The sequence below is a fragment of the Streptomyces sp. CB01881 genome (genome assembly GCF_002953255.1).
Lineage (GTDB): Bacteria > Actinomycetota > Actinomycetes > Streptomycetales > Streptomycetaceae > Kitasatospora.
In genome coordinates this window covers 9,926,191-9,950,516 of record NZ_CP026498.1, presented here as the reverse complement: position 1 = coordinate 9,950,516, position 24,326 = coordinate 9,926,191, and the positions used below count along the sequence as shown (strand labels likewise).

General features: G+C 74.8%; 18 protein-coding genes and 1 riboswitch. Of the genes, 15 read left to right on the top strand and 3 right to left on the bottom strand.

Going from position 1 to position 24,326, the window contains the following annotated elements; genetic code table 11:
• Positions 1 to 327 precede the first annotated feature (327 nt).
• The gene (locus C2142_RS32855; protein WP_148646444.1) at positions 328 to 6,033 is read left to right on the top strand and encodes a DUF4011 domain-containing protein; all 5,706 of its coding nucleotides are present in this window, start codon (positions 328 to 330) and stop codon (positions 6,031 to 6,033) included.
• A gap of 230 nt (positions 6,034 to 6,263) precedes the next feature.
• On the top strand, positions 6,264 to 6,578 hold the full coding sequence (locus tag C2142_RS32850; protein ID WP_148646443.1) for an antibiotic biosynthesis monooxygenase family protein: 315 nt from the start codon (positions 6,264 to 6,266) through the stop codon (positions 6,576 to 6,578).
• 110 nt (positions 6,579 to 6,688) lie between these two features.
• Here the strand turns inward: C2142_RS32850 and C2142_RS32845 are convergent, their stop codons facing one another.
• Positions 6,689 to 6,937 carry an SCO4226 family nickel-binding protein gene (locus C2142_RS32845; protein ID WP_148646442.1) on the bottom strand — a complete coding sequence of 83 codons (249 nt, stop codon included), beginning with the start codon at positions 6,935 to 6,937 and terminating at the stop codon, positions 6,689 to 6,691.
• Between the two features lie 233 nt (positions 6,938 to 7,170).
• On the opposite strand from C2142_RS32845, the gene C2142_RS41775 reads away from it, so the two are divergent.
• The 13 genes from C2142_RS41775 to C2142_RS32780 all read left to right on the top strand — a co-directional run bounded on the left by C2142_RS41775 (position 7,171) and on the right by C2142_RS32780 (position 20,869).
• Positions 7,171 to 10,494, top strand: a complete 3,324-nt coding sequence (locus C2142_RS41775) for an AAA family ATPase (RefSeq protein ID WP_148646441.1) — start codon at positions 7,171 to 7,173, stop codon at positions 10,492 to 10,494.
• Positions 10,495 to 10,613: 119 nt separating this feature from the next.
• Positions 10,614 to 11,018, top strand: a complete 405-nt coding sequence (locus tag C2142_RS32835) for a cupin domain-containing protein (protein WP_148646440.1) — start codon at positions 10,614 to 10,616, stop codon at positions 11,016 to 11,018.
• 16 nt (positions 11,019 to 11,034) lie between these two features.
• A complete protein-coding gene (locus C2142_RS32830; protein ID WP_148646439.1) occupies positions 11,035 to 11,460 on the top strand; it encodes a hypothetical protein in 426 nt (141 codons plus the stop codon).
• Between the two features lie 240 nt (positions 11,461 to 11,700).
• Positions 11,701 to 11,828: riboswitch (FMN riboswitch) on the top strand.
• A gap of 188 nt (positions 11,829 to 12,016) precedes the next feature.
• Entirely contained in the window at positions 12,017 to 12,691 is a 675-nt protein-coding gene (locus tag C2142_RS32825; RefSeq protein ID WP_148646438.1) for a riboflavin synthase, read from the top strand.
• 56 nt (positions 12,692 to 12,747) lie between these two features.
• Positions 12,748 to 13,335, top strand: coding sequence for a nicotinamide mononucleotide transporter family protein (locus C2142_RS32820; RefSeq protein WP_148646691.1), 588 nt, complete (start codon positions 12,748 to 12,750; stop codon positions 13,333 to 13,335).
• A complete protein-coding gene (locus C2142_RS32815; RefSeq protein ID WP_148646437.1) occupies positions 13,332 to 14,588 on the top strand; it encodes a bifunctional 3,4-dihydroxy-2-butanone-4-phosphate synthase/GTP cyclohydrolase II in 1,257 nt (418 codons plus the stop codon). Before C2142_RS32820 ends, C2142_RS32815 begins: the two co-directional genes overlap by 4 nt.
• Positions 14,589 to 14,749: 161 nt before the next feature.
• Entirely contained in the window at positions 14,750 to 15,220 is a 471-nt protein-coding gene (ribH, locus tag C2142_RS32810; protein ID WP_148646436.1) for a 6,7-dimethyl-8-ribityllumazine synthase, read from the top strand.
• A 124-nt stretch (positions 15,221 to 15,344) separates the two neighbouring features.
• Positions 15,345 to 15,617, top strand: coding sequence for a phosphoribosyl-ATP diphosphatase (locus C2142_RS32805; protein ID WP_030306151.1), 273 nt, complete (start codon positions 15,345 to 15,347; stop codon positions 15,615 to 15,617).
• Positions 15,618 to 15,696: 79 nt separating this feature from the next.
• Complete coding sequence (hisG, locus tag C2142_RS32800) at positions 15,697 to 16,545, top strand: ATP phosphoribosyltransferase (RefSeq protein WP_148646435.1); 849 nt, start codon at positions 15,697 to 15,699, stop codon at positions 16,543 to 16,545.
• A 133-nt stretch (positions 16,546 to 16,678) separates the two neighbouring features.
• Positions 16,679 to 17,113 (top strand): PH domain-containing protein, encoded by a 435-nt coding sequence (locus tag C2142_RS32795; protein ID WP_241002914.1) that lies wholly within the window; start codon positions 16,679 to 16,681, stop codon positions 17,111 to 17,113.
• Positions 17,114 to 17,410: 297 nt separating this feature from the next.
• Positions 17,411 to 18,754 (top strand): hemolysin family protein, encoded by a 1,344-nt coding sequence (locus C2142_RS32790; RefSeq protein WP_148646433.1) that lies wholly within the window; start codon positions 17,411 to 17,413, stop codon positions 18,752 to 18,754.
• Positions 18,751 to 19,797: a hemolysin family protein gene (locus C2142_RS32785; protein ID WP_148646432.1), complete on the top strand. Its 1,047-nt coding sequence runs from the start codon at positions 18,751 to 18,753 to the stop codon at positions 19,795 to 19,797. The genes C2142_RS32790 and C2142_RS32785 overlap by 4 nt, the downstream gene beginning before the upstream one ends.
• A gap of 88 nt (positions 19,798 to 19,885) precedes the next feature.
• On the top strand, positions 19,886 to 20,869 hold the full coding sequence (locus C2142_RS32780) for an NAD-dependent epimerase/dehydratase family protein (protein ID WP_148646431.1): 984 nt from the start codon (positions 19,886 to 19,888) through the stop codon (positions 20,867 to 20,869).
• Positions 20,870 to 20,985: 116 nt separating this feature from the next.
• Here C2142_RS32780 and C2142_RS32775 read toward each other — a convergent pair whose 3' ends face one another.
• Positions 20,986 to 23,133, bottom strand: a complete 2,148-nt coding sequence (locus tag C2142_RS32775) for an AAA family ATPase (RefSeq protein ID WP_241002913.1) — start codon at positions 23,131 to 23,133, stop codon at positions 20,986 to 20,988.
• Positions 23,134 to 23,566: 433 nt separating this feature from the next.
• Complete coding sequence (locus tag C2142_RS32770; RefSeq protein ID WP_148646689.1) at positions 23,567 to 24,124, bottom strand: hypothetical protein; 558 nt, start codon at positions 24,122 to 24,124, stop codon at positions 23,567 to 23,569.
• Positions 24,125 to 24,326: the final 202 nt, after the last annotated feature.

The following is a 24,326-nucleotide window of genomic DNA, read 5'->3' as shown; positions in this document are numbered from 1 at the left end:
CCCCGGCCAAAGCCCGCCAACACCCGCCAACACCCGCCAAAGCCCGCGGACGCCCGCCGCGAACGGCCTTCGCAGCAGCCGTACGGGGCCCGTGAGCCGGGCCTTCTTCCGCAGGGTGGAACGAGTTGACGGTGTTGCTGCTAATCACCAGAATCGTGCGGGTACCTGGCCATCGGCCCAGGGGGGTGGGTGACTTGGGACTCTCTGTCACCCGTCGCGCCGCGCGCAGAGACCGCTGCGGACTTCGACCGTGCGGGCGGGAACCCTCATGGGCGGACCCTTGAGCGGGAGTCCTGCCGGGTTGCCCCGCGAACGGAGCCGCGACCGATGACCGTCAGACGACCGGCGGACGTGGTCCGGCTGGAGAAGCAGCTGAAGGAGTGGCGGGACTCCCTCATCGATCTGAGCTTCCGCAACCGGCTGCTGAGCTACCAGCGCCGGGAGACCTCCTCGGGCATGGACCTGGTCGAACCCGGACTGCTCGGCGTGCTGGACGGGCTGAAGGGCGGCTTCCGGTTCAAGCGGGTGCCCGAGCCGGAGGAGGACGCCGACGACAGGGGGCCCGGCGTCCGCACCGCCCCGCCGTCGCTGGCGAAGCGGTTGGACGGCGCCCGCCCGATCGACACGCCGGCCTCCCGGTCGGGCGCGGGCGGCGCACGAGAGCGGCTGGAACTCGTCACGTCCAAGACCACCCAGACCCAGCAGGACAACCACCTGCGCCGACTGGCGACGGTGGCCCGCGAGAAGTACAACGACTACGGCCTCTGGGTGCTCCACCTCGGTGTCGGCTTCCTCGACTGGCGGCCCGGCCCGACCGCGGTCAAGGCCATGAGCTCACCGCTGGTCATGGTGCCGGTCGTGCTGGAACGCCACCGGGCCGACACGTACCTGCTGCGCCTCAACCCGGACGAGGAACCCGTCCTCAACCCGGCGCTCGGCATCAAGATGGCCGAACTGGAGGTGGACTGGCCGCGGCCCGAGCAGATCGAGCTCGGCGACGTGCCGGAGCTGCTCACCCGCGTCCGGGACGCCGTCGGCGACATCCACGGCTGGAGGTTCACCGGCCGGGTCGTGCTGGACACCTTCAACTCCAGCAAGGAGGTGATGTACCGGGACCTGCTGGACAACCAGGCCCGCATCCTCGGCAGCCCCCTGGTCCGCGCCCTCGGCGGGGTCACCGGTTCGGTCCCGGCGGGGGCATTCGACTTCGACCCCGTCGACACCGACCGGATCGACGTGGTCCAGCCGCCCGAGCAGGCCCCGCTGGTCCTCGACGCGGACTCCTCGCAGCGCCAGTGCGTGGCGGCGGCGGTCGACGGCCGCAGCTTCGTCATGGACGGCCCGCCCGGCACCGGCAAGAGCCAGACCATCACCAACATGATCGCCGGCCTGCTGGAGGAGGGCCGCACCGTGCTCTTCGTCAGTGAGAAGGCGGCGGCCCTCGACGTCGTCCGCAACCGTCTCCAGGACGTCGGCCTGCACCACTACGTGCTGTCCCTGCACAGCAATTCGGCGGGCCGCAAGCAGGTCGCCCAGGAGCTCGGCGGCGCCCTCGGAGCCGCGCGCCGGACCGTCCCGGGAGCCGACCGGGCCGAGCTGGACCGGGCGCGCCGGCTCCGCGAGGAACTCTCCGGGTACGCCGCCGCGATGAACGAGCAGCACCCCGGTCTCGGCTCCTCGCTGCACGACACGCTCGGTCGGCTCGCCCAGCTGGAGTCGGTGCCGTCGCTGCCCGTCGCCCGGGGGTTCGGCGGGGCCGCGTTCACGGCCGAGGCCTACGGCCGGGTGCTGGACGCGGCCGGCCGGGTGGCCCGGTCCTGGCGGCCGGCGACCGAGGGCGAGGCGTTCTCCTGGTACGGCCTCACCCCGGGGGCCGATCCGCTGCGCACGCTCGACCTCGCGGACGAGGCGCTGACCCGGCTGGCCCGGGCGGTCCGCCCGCACGAGCCGCTGCTCGGCGCGCTGGGCTGGGAGGGCCTCCGGGACGCCGGCCGGCTGACGGAGCTCCTGCGGACCGCGGGCCGGCGCCCCGGCGTCCCGGCCCACTGGCTCACCACCGGCCCGGACGTGCCCCAGGAGGCCGTCGCGGCCTTCCGCCGGCGGCTCGACGAGCTCGATGCCACCGAGGCCCCCGCCCTGGCGGCGCTGGGCAGCCGTTGGGAGGAGCTGCCCCCGCAGACGGAGCGTGAGGCGGAGCTCGACGCCCTGCTGGCGGGCGTGGCCGGCCTGGACCCGGCCGGGATCGACCCCGCCGCTCTGGACGCGGCGGGCGCGCGGGCGCTCGCCGACCGGCTGGAGCGGGACGCCGAACTCCTCGACGACGTCCGCCGGTCCATGACGACGGTGGCGGCGGTCTACGGCGTCCCCGCACCCTCCGGACGCGCGGAGGCGGCCCGGCTCGCGGTCCTCGCCCGTTGCGCCGGAACCCCGGACGAACGGAAGCCCCCGGCGGGCTGGCTGACCCCGGCCGGCCTCACCGCCGCCCGGGAGGCCGTGGCAGGGCTCTCCGCCCGGGTGGCCGCGCTCGTCGCAGCCCGGCGGGGCGCGACGTCCTGGTTCACCGACGCCGTCCTCGGCTTCGAGGCCCTGGCCGACCTGGCCGGACGATTCGCGGCGGTGCACAACTCGTTCACGGGGCGGTTCTCCTCGGCCTGCCGGGCCGACCGGAAGCAGCTGCGGACGCTGCTGCCAGAAGGCGCCAAGGTCACCAAGGCGGTGATCCAGGCGTTGCCGGCCGCCGTCGCCTGGCAGGCGGCCGACCGGGCGTTCGCGGACGAGGCACGGGCCCGCTCCGCCGTCCTGGGCGGGCATTGGAATGGGGAGCAGACCGACTTCGCCGCGCTCGCGGAACTGCTCGCCCACGCCGGGACCGTGCTGGAAGCCGCTCCCGACGTGCACGACCGGGCGGCCTTCACCCGAGAGCTCGCCGCCGGAGGCTCCCCGCGGCAGCAGGCCCGGACGGCGGCCGAGGGCGCGGCGCAGCGGCTCGCCGCGTGGTGCGACGCGCTGGTCCTGCCGCCCGAGGTCGGCCCGTCGATCGAGCTGGAGGCGGGGCCGCTCGCGGACGCCGAGCAGTGGAGCCGCGCCCAGTCGGCGCCGCTCCGGGCCGCGGCCGACCTCATCACGGCGGTCGAGCAGGTGCTCGCCCGGGGCGCCGGTCACCCTGTCACGGAAGCCGGTCGGCCCGCCCCGGGCGCCCGGCCCGGGATGACGCTCGCCGCGGCGCGCGAGGCGATCCGGGCGGTGGTCGCGGCCCGGGCCGCGGCCCGGGCCTTCGAGGAGTCCGCCGCCGCCGACCGGACGGCGCTCGGCGGGCTCTACCAGGGCCGCGGGACTCGTCGGGAGGACCTCCAGACGGCCCTGGACTGGGCGGCGGACCTCCGTTCGGCCTGCGGCCTCGGCCGGCGGGACCGCCTTCCCGAGGCCGCCGTCGGCCCGGTCATGGAGGCCGGCCCGGACGCCGAGCTGGCGGCCGCCGTCACGGGCTGGGCGACGGCGGCGCAGGGCCTCACCGACCGCTTCCGCGCCGAGCGTGCGGGGCTGCTGGGTGCGGCGTTCACCTCCGGCTTCGACGCGGCCGTCGCCGCACTGGACGTGCTCGACGCGGACCGTGGCGGCCCCGACGAGTGGTGGGCCTACGACGAGGGCCGGCAGGAGCTGGACCGGCTCGGGCTCGGCGACCTGGTCGACCGCGCCGTGCGCCGGGAGGTCCGGCCGGAGGAGTTCCCGGACGTGGTCGAGCGCGCGGCCCTGCAGTCCTGGGTGGACCAGCAGTTGGCGGGCGACTCCCGGCTGGGCCTCACCCGGTCGGTGGACCGCGACGACCAGGTGACCCGGTTCCGCGAGCTGGACGCGGCGCTGGCCGGGCACGCCCGCTCCCGGGTGGTGCAGGCCTGTGAGTCGCGCCGCCCGCGCACGGCGACGTCCCCGGGGGCGATGCTCCTCAAGCGCGAGGGCGAGAAGAAGACCCGGCACAAGCCGGTCCGGCAGCTGCTCGACGACGCGCGCGAGACGGTCCGGCAGATCAAGCCGTGCTTCATGATGAGCCCGCTGACCGTCAGCCGCTTCCTGCCGCCCGACTTCGATTTCGACGTGGTGATCTTCGACGAGGCGTCCCAGGTCCTGCCGCAGGACGCGGTGAACTGCATCTACCGGGGCCGCTCGCTGATCGTCGCGGGAGACCAGAAGCAGCTCCCGCCCACCGCCTTCTTCTCCGCCGGGAGCGAGGACGAGGACGACGAGTTCGACGAGGAGGAGCCCGAGCGGTTCGCCTCCGTCCTCGACCTGTGCAAGGCCAGCGGGTTCCTGCCCAGCCTCTCCCTGCGCTGGCACTACCGCAGTCGGCACGAGAGCCTGATCGCCTTCAGCAACCGGGAGTTCTACGAGGATTCGATGACCACGTTCCCCGGTGCGCACGCAGAGGGGGACGACGTCGGGGTCGCGTACTTCCTGGCGGAGCGGGGTGTCTACCGGCCGGGCTCGGCGGCGCGCAACAACCCGGGCGAGGCGGAGGAGGTCGCCCGCCGGGTGATCCACCACTTCACCACCCGCCCCGGGAGGTCGCTCGGCGTCGTCGCCCTCTCGCAGCCCCAGGCGCTGGCGATCCAGGAGGCCGTGCACAAGGCCCGGCGGACCCGCCCCGACCTCGACGCCTGTTTCTCCGACGACCGGCTCGACGGCTTCTTCGTCAAGAACCTGGAGACGGTGCAGGGCGACGAGCGCGACGTGATGATCATGTCCGTCGGCTACGGGCCCGACCCGACGACCGGCAGGCTGAGCATGAACTTCGGGCCGATGAACCGCGCCGACGGCTGGAAGCGCCTCAACGTGGCCGTCACCCGCGCCCGTTACCGGGTCGAGGTGGTCGCCTCGTTCGACCCGGGCCAGATGCGCGACACCGGGAGCAAGAGCCTGCGCCACCTCAAGCGGTACCTGGAGTACGCGCAGAACGGCCCGGCGGCCCTCGCCGCCGGACGAGTGGACGAGGACGCGGTGACCGAGAGCCCGTTCGAGGAGTCCGTGCTCGGCGTGCTGCGCGACTGGGGCTACGACGTTCAGCCGCAGGTCGGGGTCGCCGGCTACCGGATCGACCTGGGCATCCGCCACCCGCACGCGCCGGGGCGGTACGCGCTCGGCGTGGAGTGCGACGGGGCGATGTACCACTCCTCCCGCGCCGCCCGCGACCGGGACCGGCTCCGCGACGGCGTGCTGCGCGGGCTCGGCTGGGAACTGCACCGGATCTGGGGCACCGACTGGTACCGCGACCGCTCCGGCGCCGAGGCCCGGCTGCGCGCGGCCGTCCGGCGCGCGGTCGAGACACCGCTGCCCCGCGTTCCGCGGCCGCGCCCGGCTCAGGCCTCCGCGGCCGACCCGGTGGGGACCGTTGCGCCGCCGCGGCCGGCCGACGGCCCGGCGTCCGTCGATCCGGCGTCTGTCGGCTTGGCATCCGGCAGTCCGGTGTCCGGCACAGCCGCACCCGGTCGCGCGCCGCGTCCGTCCACGGCCACCGCAACCGGGAAGTCCGCCGCCGCGAAGCCGGCAACCGCGGCTCCCGCCGAACCGATGCCCACCGCCTACCCGGTGGCGGACCTCCCGCCGGCCGCGTGGCAGCGGATCCGGCTGGAACTCGCCGGAATCCACTACGAGCTCGGCCTGCCCCCGTCCGCGGATCCGTCCGCCGACCACCGCGCCCGGTCGGACAACCGGCGCGGACGGGACCGGCGCAACGAACTCCTGGAGCAGCGCCGGGACTTCCTGCTCGACTTCGCCGACGCCGTCAGGCCCCGGGCCGATGCCGTCGTCCCGCCGGTCGTCGCGCCCGGCCGGCTGGTCGCCCTGGTGCTGGAAGGGGAGCAGGAGGTCGAGGAGTACGAGATCACCTCGCAGACGTCCGACCACCCGGGCCGGCCGGAGATCAGCCCGTTCAGCGAACTGGGCGCGGCCCTGCTCTGGCGTCGGGAGGGCGAACGGGTGGAGTACACGGACGGCACGGGGCGGCGGCGCAGCTGCCTGGTCCGCGGTGTCCGGGACTGACCGGGAGTGGCGCGGGCCGTCCGGTCCCGGTCCCTCCGCGGAGCGGCGGGGGCCGGCCGGGTGTCGGAACGGGGCGGGTGGTGGGGCCGGCCGGGTGTTGGAACAGGGCGGGTGGCAGGACAGGACAGGTGACGTTACAGGGCGGGTGACGGAACGGTGCCGCGGCGGATAATTGTGGGTGTTCCATCGGCCCGCAGCCTGGTGCGGAGCGGCTCAGGGAGGTGGTGGCCGTGATCGTCAGGATCTGGGCCGGGCAGGTCATGGCCGGGCACGTCGAAGAGTTCTGCGCCCTGCTGACGTCACAGGTGATCCCGCAGCTCGGGCAGACGGACGGCTGCCTGGGCGGCGAGCTGTTGCAGTCGGTGGCCGAGGAGGGCCACCGGGTGCTGGTGGTGAGCCGGTGGCGCGACGAGGAGGCCCTGCGCGGGTACGCGGGGCCGATGTGGCGGATCCGGCCGGTCTGGTCGGAGGGCGAGCTGCGCTACCTGGCGCACCCGCCCGAGGTCACCCACTTCACGCCGATCCAGGCCGTGCGGCCGGCTTGACCCGCGGCCGGGGTCCAACCTCCCCGGCGGCGCCCGGCCCGTGCGGGCCGACCACCGGACGCCGACCGCGCGGGGTCCGGACGTCCGCCGGGGTTCAGATCATCCGGGGTTCAGATCATCAACGGCACCGGATGGATCTCGTCCGCCGGGTGCCCGGAGCGCTCGTGGATGCGCTGCACGGCCTCCTTGGACGGCGCCTCGGAGAGGCAGTAGACGGTGCCCGACTCCGGGTCGGCCCACGCCTGCTCGAAGTGGACGCCCTCGTCGCCCTCGATCGCGAGGTCGGCCCGGTGGGCCATCCGCAGCTGTTCCTCGGTGATGCCCGCCATGCCGTGGTGGACGTCCATGAACTTGGCCATCGCTGTCGCACCTCCAGGAGTCCCGGCCGATTGGTGCCGGCCGCCTACCACCAGCGTGCGCCCGCCGCACCTCGGGCCGCCACCGGGCACCCGCGCGGCCCGGCGTCCTACGCTCGGATGAGAACCGCCCGGGCCGGGAGCAGCCGAGGCTGAGACCGACCGAGTGCCGCCCGGGCGCGCGGCCCGGCCCCGGCCCCGGCCCCGGCCCCGGCTCCGGGTGAGAGGACGGCCCGATGCCCGTGCTTCCCTTCGTCGGTCGCGCCGACCTGCTGGCCGAGCTGGCGGCGGCGGTCGCCGAGGCGCGCGCCGGGCGGGGCGGCCTGACCGTGCTCACCGGCGCCGCCGGCGCGGGCAAGACCCGGGCGGCCGAGGAGGCCGTGCGCCGGGCCGAGGGGTGCCGGGTGCTCTGGCTCTGGTGCCCGCCCGGGGCCGGCGTACGCGCGGGCTCCGGCGCGCTCGGACCCTGGTCGCAGGCCGTCCGCGAACTCGCCGCCGCCGAGACCGCCTGCGGTCGGCTGGCCGCCGCCTCGCCCGGGCTGCGTGCTCTGGTCGCCGGCGAACCCGCCCCCGCCGCTGCGCCCGCCGGAATCTCCGCCGGAATCCCCGCCGGGACGCCCGCCCCGGCCGCCACGGGTGCGCCGGCCGCCGGTGAACCGCGCACCGCCAATCCACCGCGCACCACCGACCCGGCGCGCACCACCGACCCGGCGGCGGCCCGGCAGCGGCTCGGCGGCGACCTCGCCGAACTGCTCCGCACCGGCGCCGCGCGCCGCCCGCTGCTGCTCGTCCTGGACGACGTGCACGAGGCCGACGCCTCCACCCTCCGCCTGCTGACCGAACTCGCCGCCGCCCTGCGCACCACGCCCGCCCTGCTGCTCGCCACCGCCCGGGACGACGGCGCCGCCTGGCACGGGCGCACCGCCGCCCTGGCCGCGCTGCTGAGGGCGGGCCGGACGCTGCCGGTCGGTCCGCTCACCGAGCCGGACCTCCGGGCGCTGCTCGCCGTCGCGGCCGGCGGGCGCCGCGACCCGGCGGCCGTCCGCGCGCTGCTGGAGCGGACCGGCGGCGACGCCTTCTTCGTCACCGAACTGCTGCGCCACGACGGGTCCGGCCGGCCGGGGCCGCTGCCCGCCACGGTCCGCGCGGCGGTCGCGGCGCGGCTGGACGGGCTGCCGGGGGAGTGCGCCCGGGTGCTCGGCGCGGCCTCGGTGCTCGGCACCCGCTTCGGCCTGGACGTGCTGGCCGAACTCGCCGCCGTACCACTGGACTCGCTCCGCTCGGTGCTCGCCGCCGCGAGCGGGGAGGGGCTGCTGGCGCTGGTCGAACCGGGCGCGGGCGAGTTCCGGCACGAGCTGATGCGCGAGGCCGTGCTCGACGCCCTCGACCCGGCCGAACGCGCCGCCCTGCACGGCCGCGCGGGCTCGGTACTGGCCGCGCTCGCCGACCGTGGCCGGGACACCGGGCCGGCCGAGGCGGCGCGCCACCTCATCCTGGCCGGGCCGGAACAGGCTTCCGCCGCAGCCGAGTTCGCGGGTCGGGCGGCGGACCGGGCGGCCGGTCTGCTGGCGTTCGAGGACGCGGCGCAGTGGTACGAACGGGCGCTGACGGCCCTCGGCACGGCAGCCGTCGCGGACGACGCCCGGCGTTCCGCCCTCCTGCTCGGCCTGGGCACCGCGCGCCTCGGCGCGGGCCGCCGGGAGGAGAGCCGGGAGGCCTTCCTCGCCGCCGCCGCTCCCGCCCGCCGCGCCGGCCGTCCCGACCTCCTGGCCCGCGCAGCCCTCGGCCTCGGCTCCGGTCCGGCGGGCTTCGAGGTGGACCTCCTCGACCGTCCACAGATCGACCTGCTCGCCGAGGCCCGCACCCGCCTCCTGGCCGCGCCGCCCACCCGGCCCGGCGCCTCACCCCCGACCGCGTCCCCACCCCCGGCCCCGCACCCCGCCCTCCTCGCCGCCGTGACCGCGCGGCTCTCCGTCGCCGGGGCGCTGGTCGAGCCGGAAACGGACCGCCTCGCCCTGGCCGAGGAGGCGGTCCGGACGGCGCGGGGGAGCGGGGACGACGCCGTGCTGGCGTACGCGCTGTCCGCGCTGTGCGACGCACGCTCCGGCCCCGCGTACTGCGGCGAGCGGCGTGCCTGGGCGGGGGAGATCGTGGTGCTCGCGCGGGGGTTGCCGGAGCCGGACCGGGAGTTGGAACTGCTCGGCCGGCGGCTTCGCCTGGTCGCGCTGCTGGAGCGCGGCGAGTCGGCCCGGGCGTACGCCGAGATCCAGGCGTACGAGGCGGGGGCCCGGGCGCTGCGCCGACCGCTCTACGCCTGGTACGTGCCGCTGTGGCGGGGCATGCGGGCCCTGCTGGAGGGCCGGCACGCGGACTGCCGCGCCGCCCTCGCGGAGGTGGCGGAGCTCGGCGAGCGGGCCGGAAGTGCCAATGCCGCCCTCCTCGCCGCCACCCAACGCTGGTGCCTCTGCGCGGAGTCGGGCGAGACCGACGAGTTGAACCGGCTGCTCGCCGGACCGCCCCCGCTGGACAGCCTGCCGGGCGTCTGGCCCCGGGTCACCCGGGCGCTGATCGCCGCGCAGCTCGGCGACCGCACCGACGCGAGGCGTCGACTCGCCTCCGTGGCACCGCTGTTGGTTTCCGCGCCGGTGGACAGCGAGTGGCTGCCGATGATGGCCCAGGCCGCGGAGGCGCTCGCGCTCGTCGGCGTGACGGCCGCCGACGCGGAACTGCGACTCCTCGCCCGCGGGCTCTACGACTCCCTGTACCCCTACCGCGAGCTGCTCGTGGTCGAGGGGATCGCGGCCGCCGTCCGCGGCCCGGTGCACCGCCATCTCGGTCTGCTCGCCACCGTTCTCGGCGAGTCCGCCGTCGCCCGTGAGCACTTCGCCCGGGCGCTCACCACCGCCCGGGCGCTCGGTGCACCCCGCCTGGCCGACCGGATCGCCCGGGAGGCCGGCAGTACCGGTCGGCCCGCCGAGGGCGGCCAACTGTTCATCTTTCAGGGGGAGTTCTGGCAGCTCAGGTATGCGGGGGAGGAGGTCCGGCTCCCCGACAGCAAGGGCCTGCGCGACCTGGCCGCACTGCTGGCCCGACCAGGCAGGCCCGTCCCCGCCCTCGACCTGGCGACCTCGGCTCCGGCCGGCGGCGCGGCGCGGCCGTCCGATCCACAAGGCCTCCACCAGCCAGCCGACACCGGCGAGTTGATCGATTCCACCGCCCGCGCCGCCTACCGCCGCCGGCTGGTCGAGCTGGACGAGGAGTCCGCCGAGGCCGACGCCGCCGGTGACGCCGAACGCTCCGCCCGGATCGCCGTCGAACGGGACGCGCTGGTCGGCCAGCTCTCCGCCGCCTACGGCCTGGGCGGGCGGGTGCGTCGTACGGGCTCGGCCGCCGAACGGGCCCGGACCGCCGTCACCGCCCGGATCCGCACGGCCATCGACCGCATCTCGCACGCCCACCCCGCCCTCGGCCGGCACCTCGCCAACGCCGTGCGCACCGGCACACTCTGCGTGTACGAGCCGGAGCGGCCCGTCCACTGGCGGCTCGACGGCCGGCCCTAGCGATCCGCGACCGTGCCCCGGCGCCCCGTGCCCCGGCCCGCCTCACATCGTGCGGCCGTTCCTCACGCCCTTCTCACCGGACACGGCAGACAGCCGGGAACGCACCCGAGGAGGACGTCATGCCCCGCATCTCCAAGGCCGAGGCCGCGCTCGCACTGGACGAGCCGGTCATCGAGGGCCGCTACGCCGAACTCGGCGGCTACACCGTGGGGTTCGAGACCCACAAAGCCGACATGGACCCGGGCCCGCTCTTCGCCGGCCTCCCGCAGGACCGCTGCCAGAGCCCGCACTGGGGCGTCGTGCTGACCGGGAAGGTGGTCTTCCGTTACGCCGACCACGACGAGGTCTACCAGGCCGGCGACGCCTACTACGGTGCGCCCGGCCACCTGCCGCTGATCTTCGCCGGGACGGAGCTGATCGAGTTCAGCCCGACCGAGGCGCTGGAGCGCACGATGGCCGTGGTGGGCCGCAACCTGGAAGCCGTCAAGGCGGCCGAGGCCGACGGCGCCCCCGTCGGCGCCTGACCGGGAGGGCGGCACCATGACCATCACGGCGACGACGCCCGCACCCGCCGTCACCGACCGCCTCTCCGCCCTCCTGGTCACCTTCCTGGAGACCGGCACCCCGCCCGCGGGCCTCTTCCACCCCGAGGTGTTCTGCGACCTCACCGTCCCGTGCTGGCGGCTCCAGTCGCGCGGCGTCGACGGCCTGGTTGCTCTGCGCAGGGGCGGCCATCCGGCGCCCGGCACCGTCCCGCGCCACCGTCTCGACCGGACCGCCGCCGGGTTCGTGCTGGAGGTCGAGGAGAGCTGGGAGCAGGACGGCGAGCGCTGGTACTGCCGCGAGTTGCTGCGCGCCGATGTCCGGGACGGCGCGATCGGCCGGCTCTCCGTCTACTGCACGGGGGACTGGGACGCCGAACAGCAGCGCCGCCATCGGGCGGAGGTGACACTGCTGGAGCGTTGACGCCGATGGCGCGTTGACACCCGTGGAGCGTTGACACCGGTTGAGCGTGACACCCATGGAGCGTTGGCACCCGTGGACGGAGCCCGCCGGCCCGTGAAGCCCCGCGCCGGGAGGCCGGATCACGTGATCCGCGCACCCCGGCGCATTCCCGCCCCGCACGTGAAACAGGACACAGCGGAGGCCTCTCCCTCGCTTCGCGGGGATCATGGCACAATGACGTCAGTAGTAGCAGTGACGTTCAGCGCACTCCGGGGTCGGTGAAAATCCGAACCGGCGGTTACAGTCCGCGACCCGTCCGCAGCCAGCGGCCGGTTGACCAGGTGAAATTCCTGGACCGACGGTTAAAGTCCGGATGGGAGGCGTGCGCGACGGATGAAGAGCAGTGCCCGTGGTCCCCCGGTGGACCTTGGGTAGGTGTACGACGGGAGAGCTCTCTCCCGGCGGTTCTGCGGTACCCCGGCGACGGGTCGTGCCCCGGGGTCCGTGCACCCGTGCCCGTCCGTGTCCTCTCCCATGCCGCCCCGGAGTCCGCGCCCCAAGCGCGAGGAGAACCCGGGTGTTCACCGGCATCATCGAAGAGCTCGGCGAGGTCGTGTCGATCGAGGAGATCGGCGACTCCTCGCGAATCCGCCTGCGCGGCCCGGTGGTCTGTCAGGGCGCGCATCACGGCGACTCCATCGCGGTCAACGGCGTCTGCCTGACCGTCGTCGACACCCCCGAGCAACTGGCCGCCGACACGGGCGAGTTCAGTGCCGACGTGATGGCCGAGACGCTGCACCGTTCCAGCCTGGGCGAGTTGAAGCCCGGGTCCCGGGTCAACCTGGAGCGGGCGATGGCGCTCGGCGCCCGGCTGGGCGGGCACCTCGTGCAGGGGCATGTCGACGCCACCGGCGCCCTGTTGGGCCGCGAGCCCGGCGAGCGCGACGCGGACGGCAACCTCCGCTGGGAGGTGCTGCGCTTCTCGCTGCCCGGCACCATCTCCCGCTACCTGGTGGAGAAGGGATCGATCACCGTGGACGGCGTCAGCCTGACCGTGGTCGAGGCGGCCCGGGACAGCTTCACCGTGAGCCTCATCCCCGCCACCCTCGCGCTGACCACGCTCGGCGCGAAGACCGTCGGCGAGAGCGTCAACCTGGAGGTCGACGTCCTCGCCAAGTACGTGGAGCGCCTGCTCGAATCCCGCGCCCTCCCCCCGACGACCGCGGCAGAGACGACCGGAGAGTCCAAGTGAACTGGCTGAGCGGAGAAGCGTTCACCGCCTTCGGTGAGCACGTGAAGTGGGCCGACATGTTCGGCAACCTGCTCGGACTGTCCGCCCTCGCGCTGGGCTGGCGCCGCTCGGTGTGGAGCTGGCCGGTCCAGCTGCTCTCCGGCGTCGTGCTGATCACGGCGTACCTGAACGGCCATGTGCCCGGCCTGATCGGCAAGCAGCTGATCGTCGTCGCCACGGCCGCCTGGGGCTGGACGCAGTGGCAGCGCGGCCGCCGCGGCACCGGTGAGATCGCCGTCCGGTTCGCGACCTGGCCGGAGCGGGCCGCGCTGGTGGCCGGAACCGCACTCGGCACGGGGGCACTGGCCTGGCTCTTCCTGGCCAACCCCAGCCTCTCCTGGAGTCCCTGGTCGGACGCCTACATCTTCGTGGGCACGCTGGCGGCGATGGTCGCCCAGGCTCGCGGCTGGGTGGAGTTCTGGTTCGCCTGGATCGCCGTCGACATCGTCGGCGTCCCGCTCGCCTTCAACAGCGGCTACTCGTTCTCCGGCCTGACCTACTCGATCTACTTCGTCCTGGTGCTGCTCGGCCTGCGTTCCTGGTGGCTGAGCACCCGTGCGCCCCGCCCCACCTCCGCCACCGTCCTTCAGGGAGCCTCCGCATGAGCACCGACCCCGGCACCGACGACCTCGTGCTCGACCCCGTCGAGCGGGCGGTCGCCGACATCGCGCTCGGCCGCGCCGTGATCGTGGTCGACGACGAGGACCGCGAGAACGAGGGCGACATCGTGTTCGCCGCCTCCGCGGCCACCCCCGAACTGATGGCGTTCACCATCCGCTACAGCTCCGGCGTGATCTGCGCGCCGATGACCGGCGACGAGCTGGACCGGCTCAAGCTGCCCCCGATGACCCAGGTCAACGAGGACCGCAAGGGCACCGCCTACGCCGTCTCGGTCGACGCCCGCGACGGGGTGGACACCGGCATCTCGGCCGCCGACCGCGCCCGCACGGTCAGGCTGCTCTCCTCTTCCGGCACCGAGCCGGCCGACCTCACCCGCCCCGGGCACGTCTTCCCGCTGCGGGCCGTCGAGGGCGGCGTGCTGGTCCGCCCCGGCCACACCGAGGCCGCCGTCGACCTGGCCCGCCTGGCCGGGCTGCCGCCGGCCGGCGCGATCGCCGAGGTGGTCAACGACGACGGCACCATGGCCCGGCTGCCCGAGCTGGTCGCCTTCGCCCGTGAGCACGGCCTGGCGATCATCTCGATCGAGGACCTGATCGCCTACCGCCGCCGCACCGAGCTGCACGTGGACCGGGCCGCCGTCACCGCGCTGCCCACCGCGTACGGGGAGTTCACCGCGGTCGGCTACCAGGGCACGATCGACGGCGTCGAGCACCTCGCGCTCGTCGCGGGCGGCCTGGACGCCGACGGCCGGCTGCCGGACGGCGAGGACGTGCTGGTGCGCGTCCACTCCGAGTGCCTGACCGGCGACGTGTTCGGCTCGCTGCGCTGCGACTGCGGCCCGCAGCTCCAGGCGTCGCTGCAGAAGGTCGCCGAGGCGGGCCGCGGCGTCGTCCTCTACCTGCGCGGCCACGAGGGCCGGGGCATCGGCCTGGCCCACAAGCTGCGCGCCTACGAGCTCCAGGAGCAGGGCCGCGACACCGTCGACGCCAACCTGGACCTCGGCCTGCCCGCCGACGCCCGCGACTACAGCATCGGCGCGCAGATGCTCTGCGACCTCGGGGTGCGCTCGCTCACCCTGCTCACCAACAACCCGGAGAAGCTGGCCGCGCTCACCGAGCACGGCCTCAAGGTCAAGGGCCGCGAGCCGGTCGAGACCCCGGCGGGCGAGCACAACCTGCGCTACCTGCGCACCAAGCGCGACCGGATGGGCCACGACCTGCCCGGCCTCGGTTCCTGAACCGGATCCCGCACCACCCGCACCACCCGCACCACCCGCACCACCCGCACCACCCGCACCACCTCCCGACCGGCCCCGACAGGCCCCGACAGGCCCCGACCGACCCCGGCAGACCCCCGCGGATCCCCGTGGATCCGCAGACCCCGAAAGAGGACCAGCACATGAGCGGCCACGGCGCCCCCGAGCTGACCATCGACAACGCCGCCGACCTCAAGGTCGCCGTGATCGCCGCCCAGTGGCACGACCAGGTGATGAACGGCCTCCTGGACGGCGCGCACCGCGCGCTCAAGGAGCTCGGCATCGCCGAGCCGACGGTGCTGCGCGTCCCCGGCACCTTCGAGCTGCCGGTCGCCGCCAAGCGGCTCGCCGAGCGCGGCTACGACGCCGTGGTCGCCCTCGGCGTGGTCATCCGCGGTGGCACCCCGCACTTCGACTACGTCTGCCAGGCCGCCACCGCCGGCCTCACCCAGGTCAGCGTGGACACCGGGGTGCCGGTCGGCTTCGGCGTCCTGACCTGCGACAACGAGCAGCAGGCGCTGGACCGCGCGGGTCTGCCGGGCTCGGCGGAGGACAAGGGGCACGAGGCCGTCACCGCGGCGGTGGCCACCGCCGCCGCCCTGCGTGCCCTCTGACCCGGCCCGTACGCTCCGCCGCCGAACCCGCGTGCGGCTCCCGGACCGTGGACGTCCACCGGACTGTCCACGGTCCGGGATCGTTTACCGCCCGTAAGCCCGCACGCCGTAAGGTGAGTCCATCATGGCTTCGAAGACATTCGAGGAGCTCTTCACCGAGCTCCAGCAGAAGGCCGCCACCGGCGACCCCTCGTCCTCCCGTACCGCGCAGCTCGTCCAGCAGGGCGTCCATGCGATCGGCAAGAAGGTCGTCGAGGAGGCCGCCGAGGTCTGGATGGCCGCCGAGTTCCAGTCGGACGAGCAGACCGCGGAGGAGATCTCCCAGCTCCTCTACCACCTTCAGGTGATGATGGTCGCCCGCGGGCTGACGCTCGACGACGTCTACAAGTACCTCTAGTCAGACGTCCGCAAGTACCTCCGGTCACCGGTCCGGAGAACCGCACCACCCCACCAAAACAGGTAAGGAACCGACCTCCATGCTGCGCATCGCCCTCCCCAACAAGGGTTCGCTCTCGGGTCCCGCGGCGGAGATGCTCCATGAGGCCGGCTACCGCCAGCGCAAGGACCCCAAGGAGCTCGTCCTCGTCGACCCGGACAACCAGGTCGAGTTCTTCTTCCTGCGTCCGCGCGACATCGCGGTGTACGTCGGCTCCGGCCGCCTGGACGTCGGCATCACCGGCCGCGACCTGCTGCTGGACTCGCACTCCAACGCGGAGGAGGTGCTGGCGCTCGGCTTCGGCGGCTCCACCTTCCGTTTCGCCCGCCCGGAGGGCGTGGACGTCAAGGACGTGCAGGGCCTGGAGGGTCTGCGGATCGCCACCTCCTACACCGGCCTGGTCGAGCAGCACCTCGCCGACCACGGGGTGAAGGCCACCGTGACCAAGCTGGACGGCGCGGTGGAGACCGCGGTGCAGCTGGGCGTCGCCGACGTGATCGCCGACGTGGTGGAGACCGGCACCAGCCTGCGCAACGCCGGCCTGGAGGTGTTCGGCGAGCCGATCCTGGTCTCCGACGCCGTGGTGATCCGCCCCAAGGGCGCGGGCGAGGACCCGGCCGTCGACCAGTTCCTGCGCCGCCTGCAGGGCGTGCTGGTCGCCCGCCGCTACGTGCTGATGGACTACGACATCCGCGCCGAGAACGTCGGCGCGGCCGTCGCGCTGACCCCGGGCCTGGAGTCGCCGACCGTCTCGCCGCTGCACACCGAGGGCTGGGTGGCGGTCCGTTCGATGGTGCTCCGCAAGGAGGCCCAGCGGATCATGGACGACCTGTGGGGCATCGGCGCCCGCGCCATCCTGGTCACCAACATCCACGCCTGCCGCCTCTGACCGTCCGCCGCCTCCGGCCCCGGAGGCGGTCGCCGGCGCGGAGTTAAGCACCGGTTCAATGGGGCGGGGACGCCGGCCGGCGTCCCCGCCCCGTCCGCTGGACTTCCCCAGAACGCCCCCCCGGAGACCCCACGTGTCCACCCCCGCCGAGTTCCCCGTCACCTGGGCGCCGCGCCGCACCCGCGCCGTGCTGCTGCCGGTCTGCACGCTGCTGGTCGTCCTGTTCGCCGTGATCGCGGTCGCGCTCCCGGCGAACTGGCAGCTCAACGACCGGATCATGATGGTGCTCAGCGGCGTCTTCTTCGCCGGCGCGGGCCTGATGCTGGCCCGCCCCCGGGTGAGCGCCGACGCCGAGGGCATCACCGTGGTGAACTTCGTCCGCCGCCGCAGGCTGGCCTGGGCCGAGATCGTCCGGGTCAACTTCCGCCAGGGCGACCCCTGGGCGACGCTCGACCTCGCCGACGGCACCTCGCTCGCGGCGGTCGGCATCCAGTCCGGCGTGGGCAAGGCGCAGGCGATCGCGGACGCCCGCGCGCTGCGCGACCTGGTCGAGCACCACGGCCGCTGACCGGCGAGGGGCACCGGCCCCGAGGGGTCCCGCCACGGACCCGGGACACCGGAGTCGCAGGGGGCACCGGAGTCGCCGGAGTCACAGGGGTCCGGGGGCCCGGGCGGCCGCCTCGAACACGGATCCGGCAGCCGTACGGGTATCGTCTACGCTGGTAAAAGCAGGGCAAAGCGCACCGTCGACGGTCCCCTGGCCCTGCTCGCAACGACCAGAGGAGTGACTCCCCCCGTCCATGGACGATCCGTCCGGTAGTACCTGCGCCGCCCCACTTCCGACCACCGGAAGGCAGGCGGCACTGTGATCACCGCCTGGCTGCTGCTGTTCGCGGCACTCCTGCTCATCCTCGCCAACGGCCTCTTCGTGGCCGCCGAGTTCGCCTTCGTGACCGTCGAGCGCGGGGCCGTCGAGCGCGCCGCCGAGGCCGGCGACGCGCAGGCCGGCCGGATCGCCAAGGCCCAGCGCCACCTCTCCTTCCAGCTCTCCGGCGCCCAGCTGGGCATCACCGTCACCTCGCTGGTGGTCGGCATGCTCGCCGAGCCGGCGCTCTCCGTCCTGCTGAAACCCGTGTTCACCGGCATCGGCCTGTCCGACGGGGCGGCCCGCGCCGTCGCCGTGGTGATCGGCATGGGGCTGGCCACCGTGGTGCAGATGGTGATCGGCGAGCTGGTCCCGAAGAACTGGGCGATCTCCCGGCCGCTCCAGGTGGCCCGCGCCGTGGCCGCCCCGCACATGGCGTTCTCCCGGGCCTGCCGCCCGCTGATCAGCTTCCTGAACGGCTCCGCGGACCGCACCGTCCGCGCCTTCGGGATCGAGCCGCAGGAGGAGCTGGGCCACGCCCGCACCCCGGCCGAGCTGGTCTCACTGGCCCGGCACTCGGCCAAGGCCGGCGCGATAGACGAGGAGTCGGCGACCCTCTTCGTGCGCACCCTCGGCCTGGGCGAGTTGACCGCCGAGTCCGTGATGACCCCCCGGGTGGACGTCGCGGCCCTCCAGCGCGACGCCAGCGCCGCCGACGTGCTCAACCTCACCCGGGCCACCGGCCTCTCCCGCTTCCCGGTCTACACCGGCAGCCTGGACGAGGTCACCGGCACCGTCACGCTCAAGGACGCCCTCGCCGTCCCGCCCGCCAGGCGCGGCCTGGTGCGGGTCGGCGAGCTGGCCGTGCCGCCACTGCTGGTGCCCGAGACGCTCCCGGCCGAGCGGCTGCTCGACCAGCTGCGCCGGCTCCAGCCGATGGCCATCGTGGTGGACGAGTACGGCGGCACCGCCGGCGTGGTCACCGTCGAGGACATCGTCGAGGAGATCGTCGGCGAGGTGCAGGACGAGCACGACCCGGCCGACACCCCCGAGCTGGTCCCGCTGCCGCCGGTCGACGGGCGCCCCGTCTGGGCCGCCGACGGCCGGGCCCGGACCGACCAGCTGGAGGCCATCGGCCTGCACGCGCCGGACGGCCCGTACGAGACGCTGGCCGGCCTGGTCTCCGGCCTGCTCGGCCGGCTGCCCGCCCCGGGCGAGCAGGCCGAGCTGCCCGGCTGGCGGTTCACCGTCGAGGCCGTGGACCGCCACCGCACGAGCCGGGTGCGGGTCGAACGCACCGCAGGCGACCACCGCTTCGGTGACGACGAGGACGGGACCCGATGACCGCGCTCCAACTGGCCGTCGCCCTCCTGCTGCTGCTCGGCAACGCGTTCTTCGTCGGCGCCGAGTTCGCCGTCATCTCGGTCCGCCGCAGCCAGATCGAACCGCTGGCCGAGGCCGGCAACCGGCGCGCCCGCACCGTGCTGCACGCGCTCTCCAACGTCTCCGCGATGCTCGCCGCCGCCCAGCTCGGCATCACGGTCTGCTCGCTGGGCCTCGGCGCCCTCGCCGAGCCGACCATCGCCCACCTGCTGGAGGGCCCGTTCCACGCGATGGGCATCCCGTCCGGCCTGATGCACCCGCTGTCCTACGGCATCTCGCTGGCCGTCGTGGTCTTCCTGCACATGGTGATGGGCGAGATGGTGCCGAAGAACATGGCGCTGGCCGGCCCGGAGAAGGCCGCGCTCTGGCTGGGCCCGCCGCTGGACCGGCTCGCGCGCTGGCTCGCGCCGGTGATCCGCTTCCTGAACGCCTTCGCCAACGGTGTGCTGAAGCTGTTCAAGGTCGAGGCCAGGGACGAGGTGGAGTCGGTCTTCACGACCGAGCAGCTGATGTACCTGCTGGTCGACTCCCGGGACGCGGGCCTGATCGACGAGGGCCGTCAGGAGCGCCTGGAGGACGCCCTGGAGATGGGCCGCCGGCCGGTCACCGACGTCCTGCTCAAGCCCGAACAGCTGGTCACCGTGGACACCAAGGTGACCGCCGCGCAGGTCGAGGAGCTGGCGCTGCGCACCGGCTTCTCGCGCTTCCCGGTCACCGACGGCGACCCGGCCGGCCACGGCTACCTCGGCTACCTGCACCTCAAGGACATCCTGGACGTCGACGACCAGTCGGCGCCGGTCCCGGCCCGCCTCTGGCGGCCGATCACGGTGCTGCGCGGCACGCTCCCGCTGGACGACGCGCTCGGCGCGATGCGCCGGGCCACCTGCCACCTGGCCGCCGTGATCGACCAGGACGGGCGCACGCTCGGCGTGGTGACGCTGGAGGACGTGGTGGAGGAGCTGGTCGGCGAGGTGCACGACCCGGACCACCGCTCCGCCGCCTGACGGTTCCCGATTCCGTTGCGCTACGGGCGATTCCGCTCTGGGCGTGCGTCCGTTCCCATGCCGGCCACCTTCGTGCAGGGTGGTCGGCATGAGGCTTCTACTGCTGGGTGGAACGGAGTTCGTCGGCCGCGCCGTCGCCGAGGAGGCGCTGGCCCGGGGCTGGGAGGTGACGGTCTTCCACCGGGGGACGCACGCGCCGCCGGAGGGTGTGCGTGCCCTGCACGGGGACCGCAGGGCCGAGGGCGGCCTGGCCGCGCTGGCCGAGGGGGAGTGGGACGCGGTCGTGGACACGTGGTCCGGCGCGCCCTCGGCGGTGCGCGACAGCGCCCGCCTGCTGGCCGGCCGGACCGGCCGCTACGCGTACGTGTCCAGCCGGTCGGTGTACGCGTACCCGACCCCGGCCGGGGCGGACGAGGGCGCGGCCGTCGTCGAGGGCTCGCCGGACGACGGAGAGGTGCCGTACGCGCAGGCCAAGCGCGGCGCCGAGCTGGCCCTGCTGGACGCCCTCGGCGACCGGGCCCTGCTCGTCCGCGCCGGGCTGATCCTCGGCCCGTACGAGAACATCGGCCGGCTGCCCTGGTGGCTGGGCCGGATCGCCCGCGGCGGCCCGGTGCTCGCCCCCGGCCCGCGCGACCTCGCGCTGCAGTACATCGACGGCCGCGATCTCGCGGTCTGGACGCTCGACGCCCTGGCGGCCGGGCTCGGCGGCGCGTACGACCTGGTCAGCCCGTCCGGGCACGCCACCATGGGCGGGCTGCTGGAGGCCTGCGTCCGGGCCACCGGCTCGGACGCCGAGCTGCGCTGGACCGAGGCGGGCCCGATCCTGGCGGCCGGCATCGAACCGTGGAGCGACCTGCCGGTCTGGATCCCGCCGGGCGAGCTGCACGACACCATGCACGGCTCCGACGTGTCCAAGGCGGTGGCGGCCGGGCTGCGCTGCCGGCCGGTGGCGGAGACGGTGGCGGACACCTGGGCCTGGTTGCAGTCCATCGGCGGCGCGGCCCCGCAGCGCCCGGACCGTCCGGTGGTCGGCCTGGACCGGGAACGGGAGGACAAGTTCCTCCGGGGCTGAACGGGCTGACCGGGGCCGGACCGGCTGACCGGGGCCGGACCGGCTGTACGGCCGGACCGGCGGCCGGGGGCAGGCCCCTTCGGGCAGGCCCCTTCGGGCCGTTCCCGACCCCCGGGTCAGCCCCGGCCGTCGATCAGCTCGCCGTAGGCCTGCACGAGGTCCGGCAGCCGCAGCGTCGCCAGGTCCTCGCGGCCCGGCGGCTCGCGCAGCAGCGAGAGCCGTAGGTCCCGGTAGGCGCAGGACTTCTCGTACAGGGTGCGGATGAACCGGCCGTTGCCGAGGTCGTCGATCCAGCCCTCGCGCACCACGTGGGTGCAGATGCTGGCCAGTTCCTCGGCGGCGTCCTCGTCCCAGCCGTCGCCGTCCCGGTCGGCGAGTGCCGCGCCGATCGCGGTCAGCTCGTCGGGGCGGTAGCTGGGGAAGTCGACCCGGGTGGTGAAGCGGGAGTTGAGGCCGGGGTTGGTGGCGAGCAGCCGGTTCATCCCCTCCGGGTAGCCGGCCAGGATCACCACCAGCCGGTCCCGGTTGTCCTCGGCCCGCTTCAGCAGCACCTGGAGCGCCTCGTCCCCGTACGCGTCGCCCTTGCTGTAGCCGGAGTTGGAGAGGCTGTACGCCTCGTCGATGAAGAGCACGCCGTCCAGCGCGGAGTCGATCAGCTCGTTCGCCTTGACCGCCGTCTGGCCGAGGAACTCGCCCACCAGGTCGGCTCTCTGGGCCTCGACCAGGTGGTCGCCGGAGAGCAGGCCGAGGGCGTGGAAGACCCGGCCGAGGATGCGCGCCACGGTGGTCTTGCCGGTGCCGGAGGGGCCGGAGAAGACGAAGTGCCGTTTGGGCGGCTGGACCGGCAGGCCCTGCGCCGCCCGCAGCCGGGACATCCGCAACTGCGCGGAGAGCGCCCGGACCTGCCGCTTCACCGGCTCCAGGCCGACCATCCGGGCGAGTTCGGCCAGAGCCTCGTCCAACTCCCGTTCACTGCCCACCGGTTCGGCGGGCGCCGAGGGGCTCGCGAGCCGGGGGAGCGCCGCGCCCAGGGCGGGCGCCGGACCGGCCCCGGCGGTCGGGGCGGGGGCGACGGGCGGGACGGCCGAGCCGGTGCGCTCGCCGGCGGCCAACGGCGGGGCTCCGGCCCCCGCGGCCCCGGCCGGCGCGTCGGCCGGGGAGGGGCCGGCCGGGGGCACGGCCTCGCCCGGGAGCTCCTCGGCGGGGAAGGCCTCCCCGGGGAAGGCCTCCGCCTCGAACGTCCCCGGGCCGTACCCGGGGGTGCCGAACCCCGCCGTGCCCGCCCCTGGCACGCCCGGCCCCGCCGTCTCCGCCCCGGGCTCGTCCAGCTCCGCCGACTCCAGCCCAGCCGATTCCAGCTCCGCCGACGCGAACTCCGCCGATTCCAACTCCGCCGCGTCGAAGTCGTCTTCACCGAGCACGGCCGCTCCCGGGCCGTGGCTGCCGGCCCCGCCGACGGCGTCCAGCAGCCCGTCGACCAGCCCGTCCTCGGCCGCGATCGCCGCCAGCCGCGCCGCGGTGTCCATGAACGCCGGGTCGGCCCGGTGCACCGCGCGGTAGAGCGGCAGCGCGGCGGCGCTGCGCCCGGCCCCCTCGTACGCCCGGGCCAGCCAGTACCGCAGCTCCTTGCGCTGCGGCTGCTCGGAGCGGCAGCGGGCGAGCGAGGCGGCCAGCGGCGCCTGGGCCTGCGCGCACATGTCCAGCCGGACCCGCGCCATGCCGGCGAAGAGGCCGGCCTCGATGCCGAGCAGCGGGTCGTCCAGCAGCCGGTCGGTGTCCCGGATCAGCTGCTCCCAGTCCTTGAGCAGGTAGGAGCGGCAGGCGTGCAGGAACCGCGCGGACGGGTCGTCGGCGGGGGCCGGGCACTGCGCCAACGCCTGGTCCAGCTCGGCGAGATGGCGGCCGTCCAGCCAGTGCGAGGCGTGGGCCAGGGCCAGGTCCCGGGCGTCCTCCAGCACGGGCTGGACCCACCAGCCCAGCCAGTACCAGGAGCTGAGCGGGCGGCGGTGGAGCCGGCGCTGCTCGCCGAACCGTTTCTGGTGGCGGTACATCGCGAGCAGCGCCCCGGAGGTGTCGCTGCGCAGGGCGTGCAGGCCGAGCCAGGCGTCGGCCATCCCCGGATCGAGCCGGACGGCCGCACGGAACTCCTCCTCTGCGCGGGCGTACGCGCCCGCCGTGTAGGCGTCCATGGCGCGCAGCCAGGCACGGTCGGCGAGCCGGTTCGGAGCCGGGCCGCCCGCGTTGTTGCCGTCGGAACTGTCCACCGTCGTCACTCACGCCCCCCGCGGTGTGCCTCGGGGCTCGGCCGGCGGGTCGTGTGCGGAGTGCCGGCCGGTGGTCGATGCCCCGGGGCGCATATGCGCCTGCCTGGAATCGTACCGGCGTGGCGCTGATCCGGAAGGGTGCCGCGCGCAGTCAAATGCGACCGGGGGCGCGGCCGTTGGGCGCCCGCACGGGTCGGACGGGCTCGAACCGGCAGCCGGGACGGTGTTCGGGCCGGAGGTCGGCGTGGTGTCGGGCCGGCGCCCGGGACGGTGCCGGCCCGGAGGCCGGGGTGGCGCTCGGACCGGGGCCCGTACCGGAAGGGGGCGGCACCCCCGGCTCACGGGGGAACAAGTCGGGGATGCCGCGTCTGGGAGTTGCACGCTCGGTCACCGCGGCAACTGAGGAGAACCTATGTTCTGGCGATACCGCAGGTCAAGGGCTTGTTGAAGGTTCACCGACGGTGCCCGGCGAGATCCGCCCGGTCACCCCGTCGACCGTCGTCCCGGCGTGCGGGCGGCTCGGGTCGCCGGCGAAATGTGCCGATTCGGCCTGCGCCCAGCCCTCCCAGAACTCCGCCAGTGCCGGCCCGTCCCGCTCCTCGCCGCGCCGCCGGGCGTCCTCGGCCGACAGCTCCATCCACACCAGCCGGGCCAGCCACGGCCGCACCGCACGCCGCCCGGCGCCGACCCCCTCCACCAGGACCACCGGCGCGAGCGGAACCGCCGCCGTCGAGGCGAACCGGCGCAACGTCCAGTCGTACACCTCGTACGCGGCGTCCCGCCCGGCCGCCAGCGGCTCCAGCACCTGCGTGCGCAGCCGGCCCGCCCAGCCGAACGGCTCGGCGTGGGTGGCGAGGTCGTCCAGGTGCACCACCGGCGCGCCCCCGAGTGCGGCGGCGAGCCGGCCCGCGAAGGTGGTCTTGCCGGAGCCCGCGTGCCCGTCCACCGCGACCAGCCGCACCGGCCCGCAGGACGGCGCCAGCCCGCGCAGCTCGGCCGCGAGCGCGCCGAGGTCCGCCGCCGGGGCGTTCGGGTCCGCCGCGGGCGTGCCCGGCCGGGTGCCGGGACGGGTTTCGAAGGATTCGGAAGCAGCCACATCGGCCACCCTACGGTGGCCCGTGCGCCGATACGGACAGTGATGTTCCGCTGGTCGTGACGGCGGCGCCGGGATCGGGCATACTCACTTCGCCACG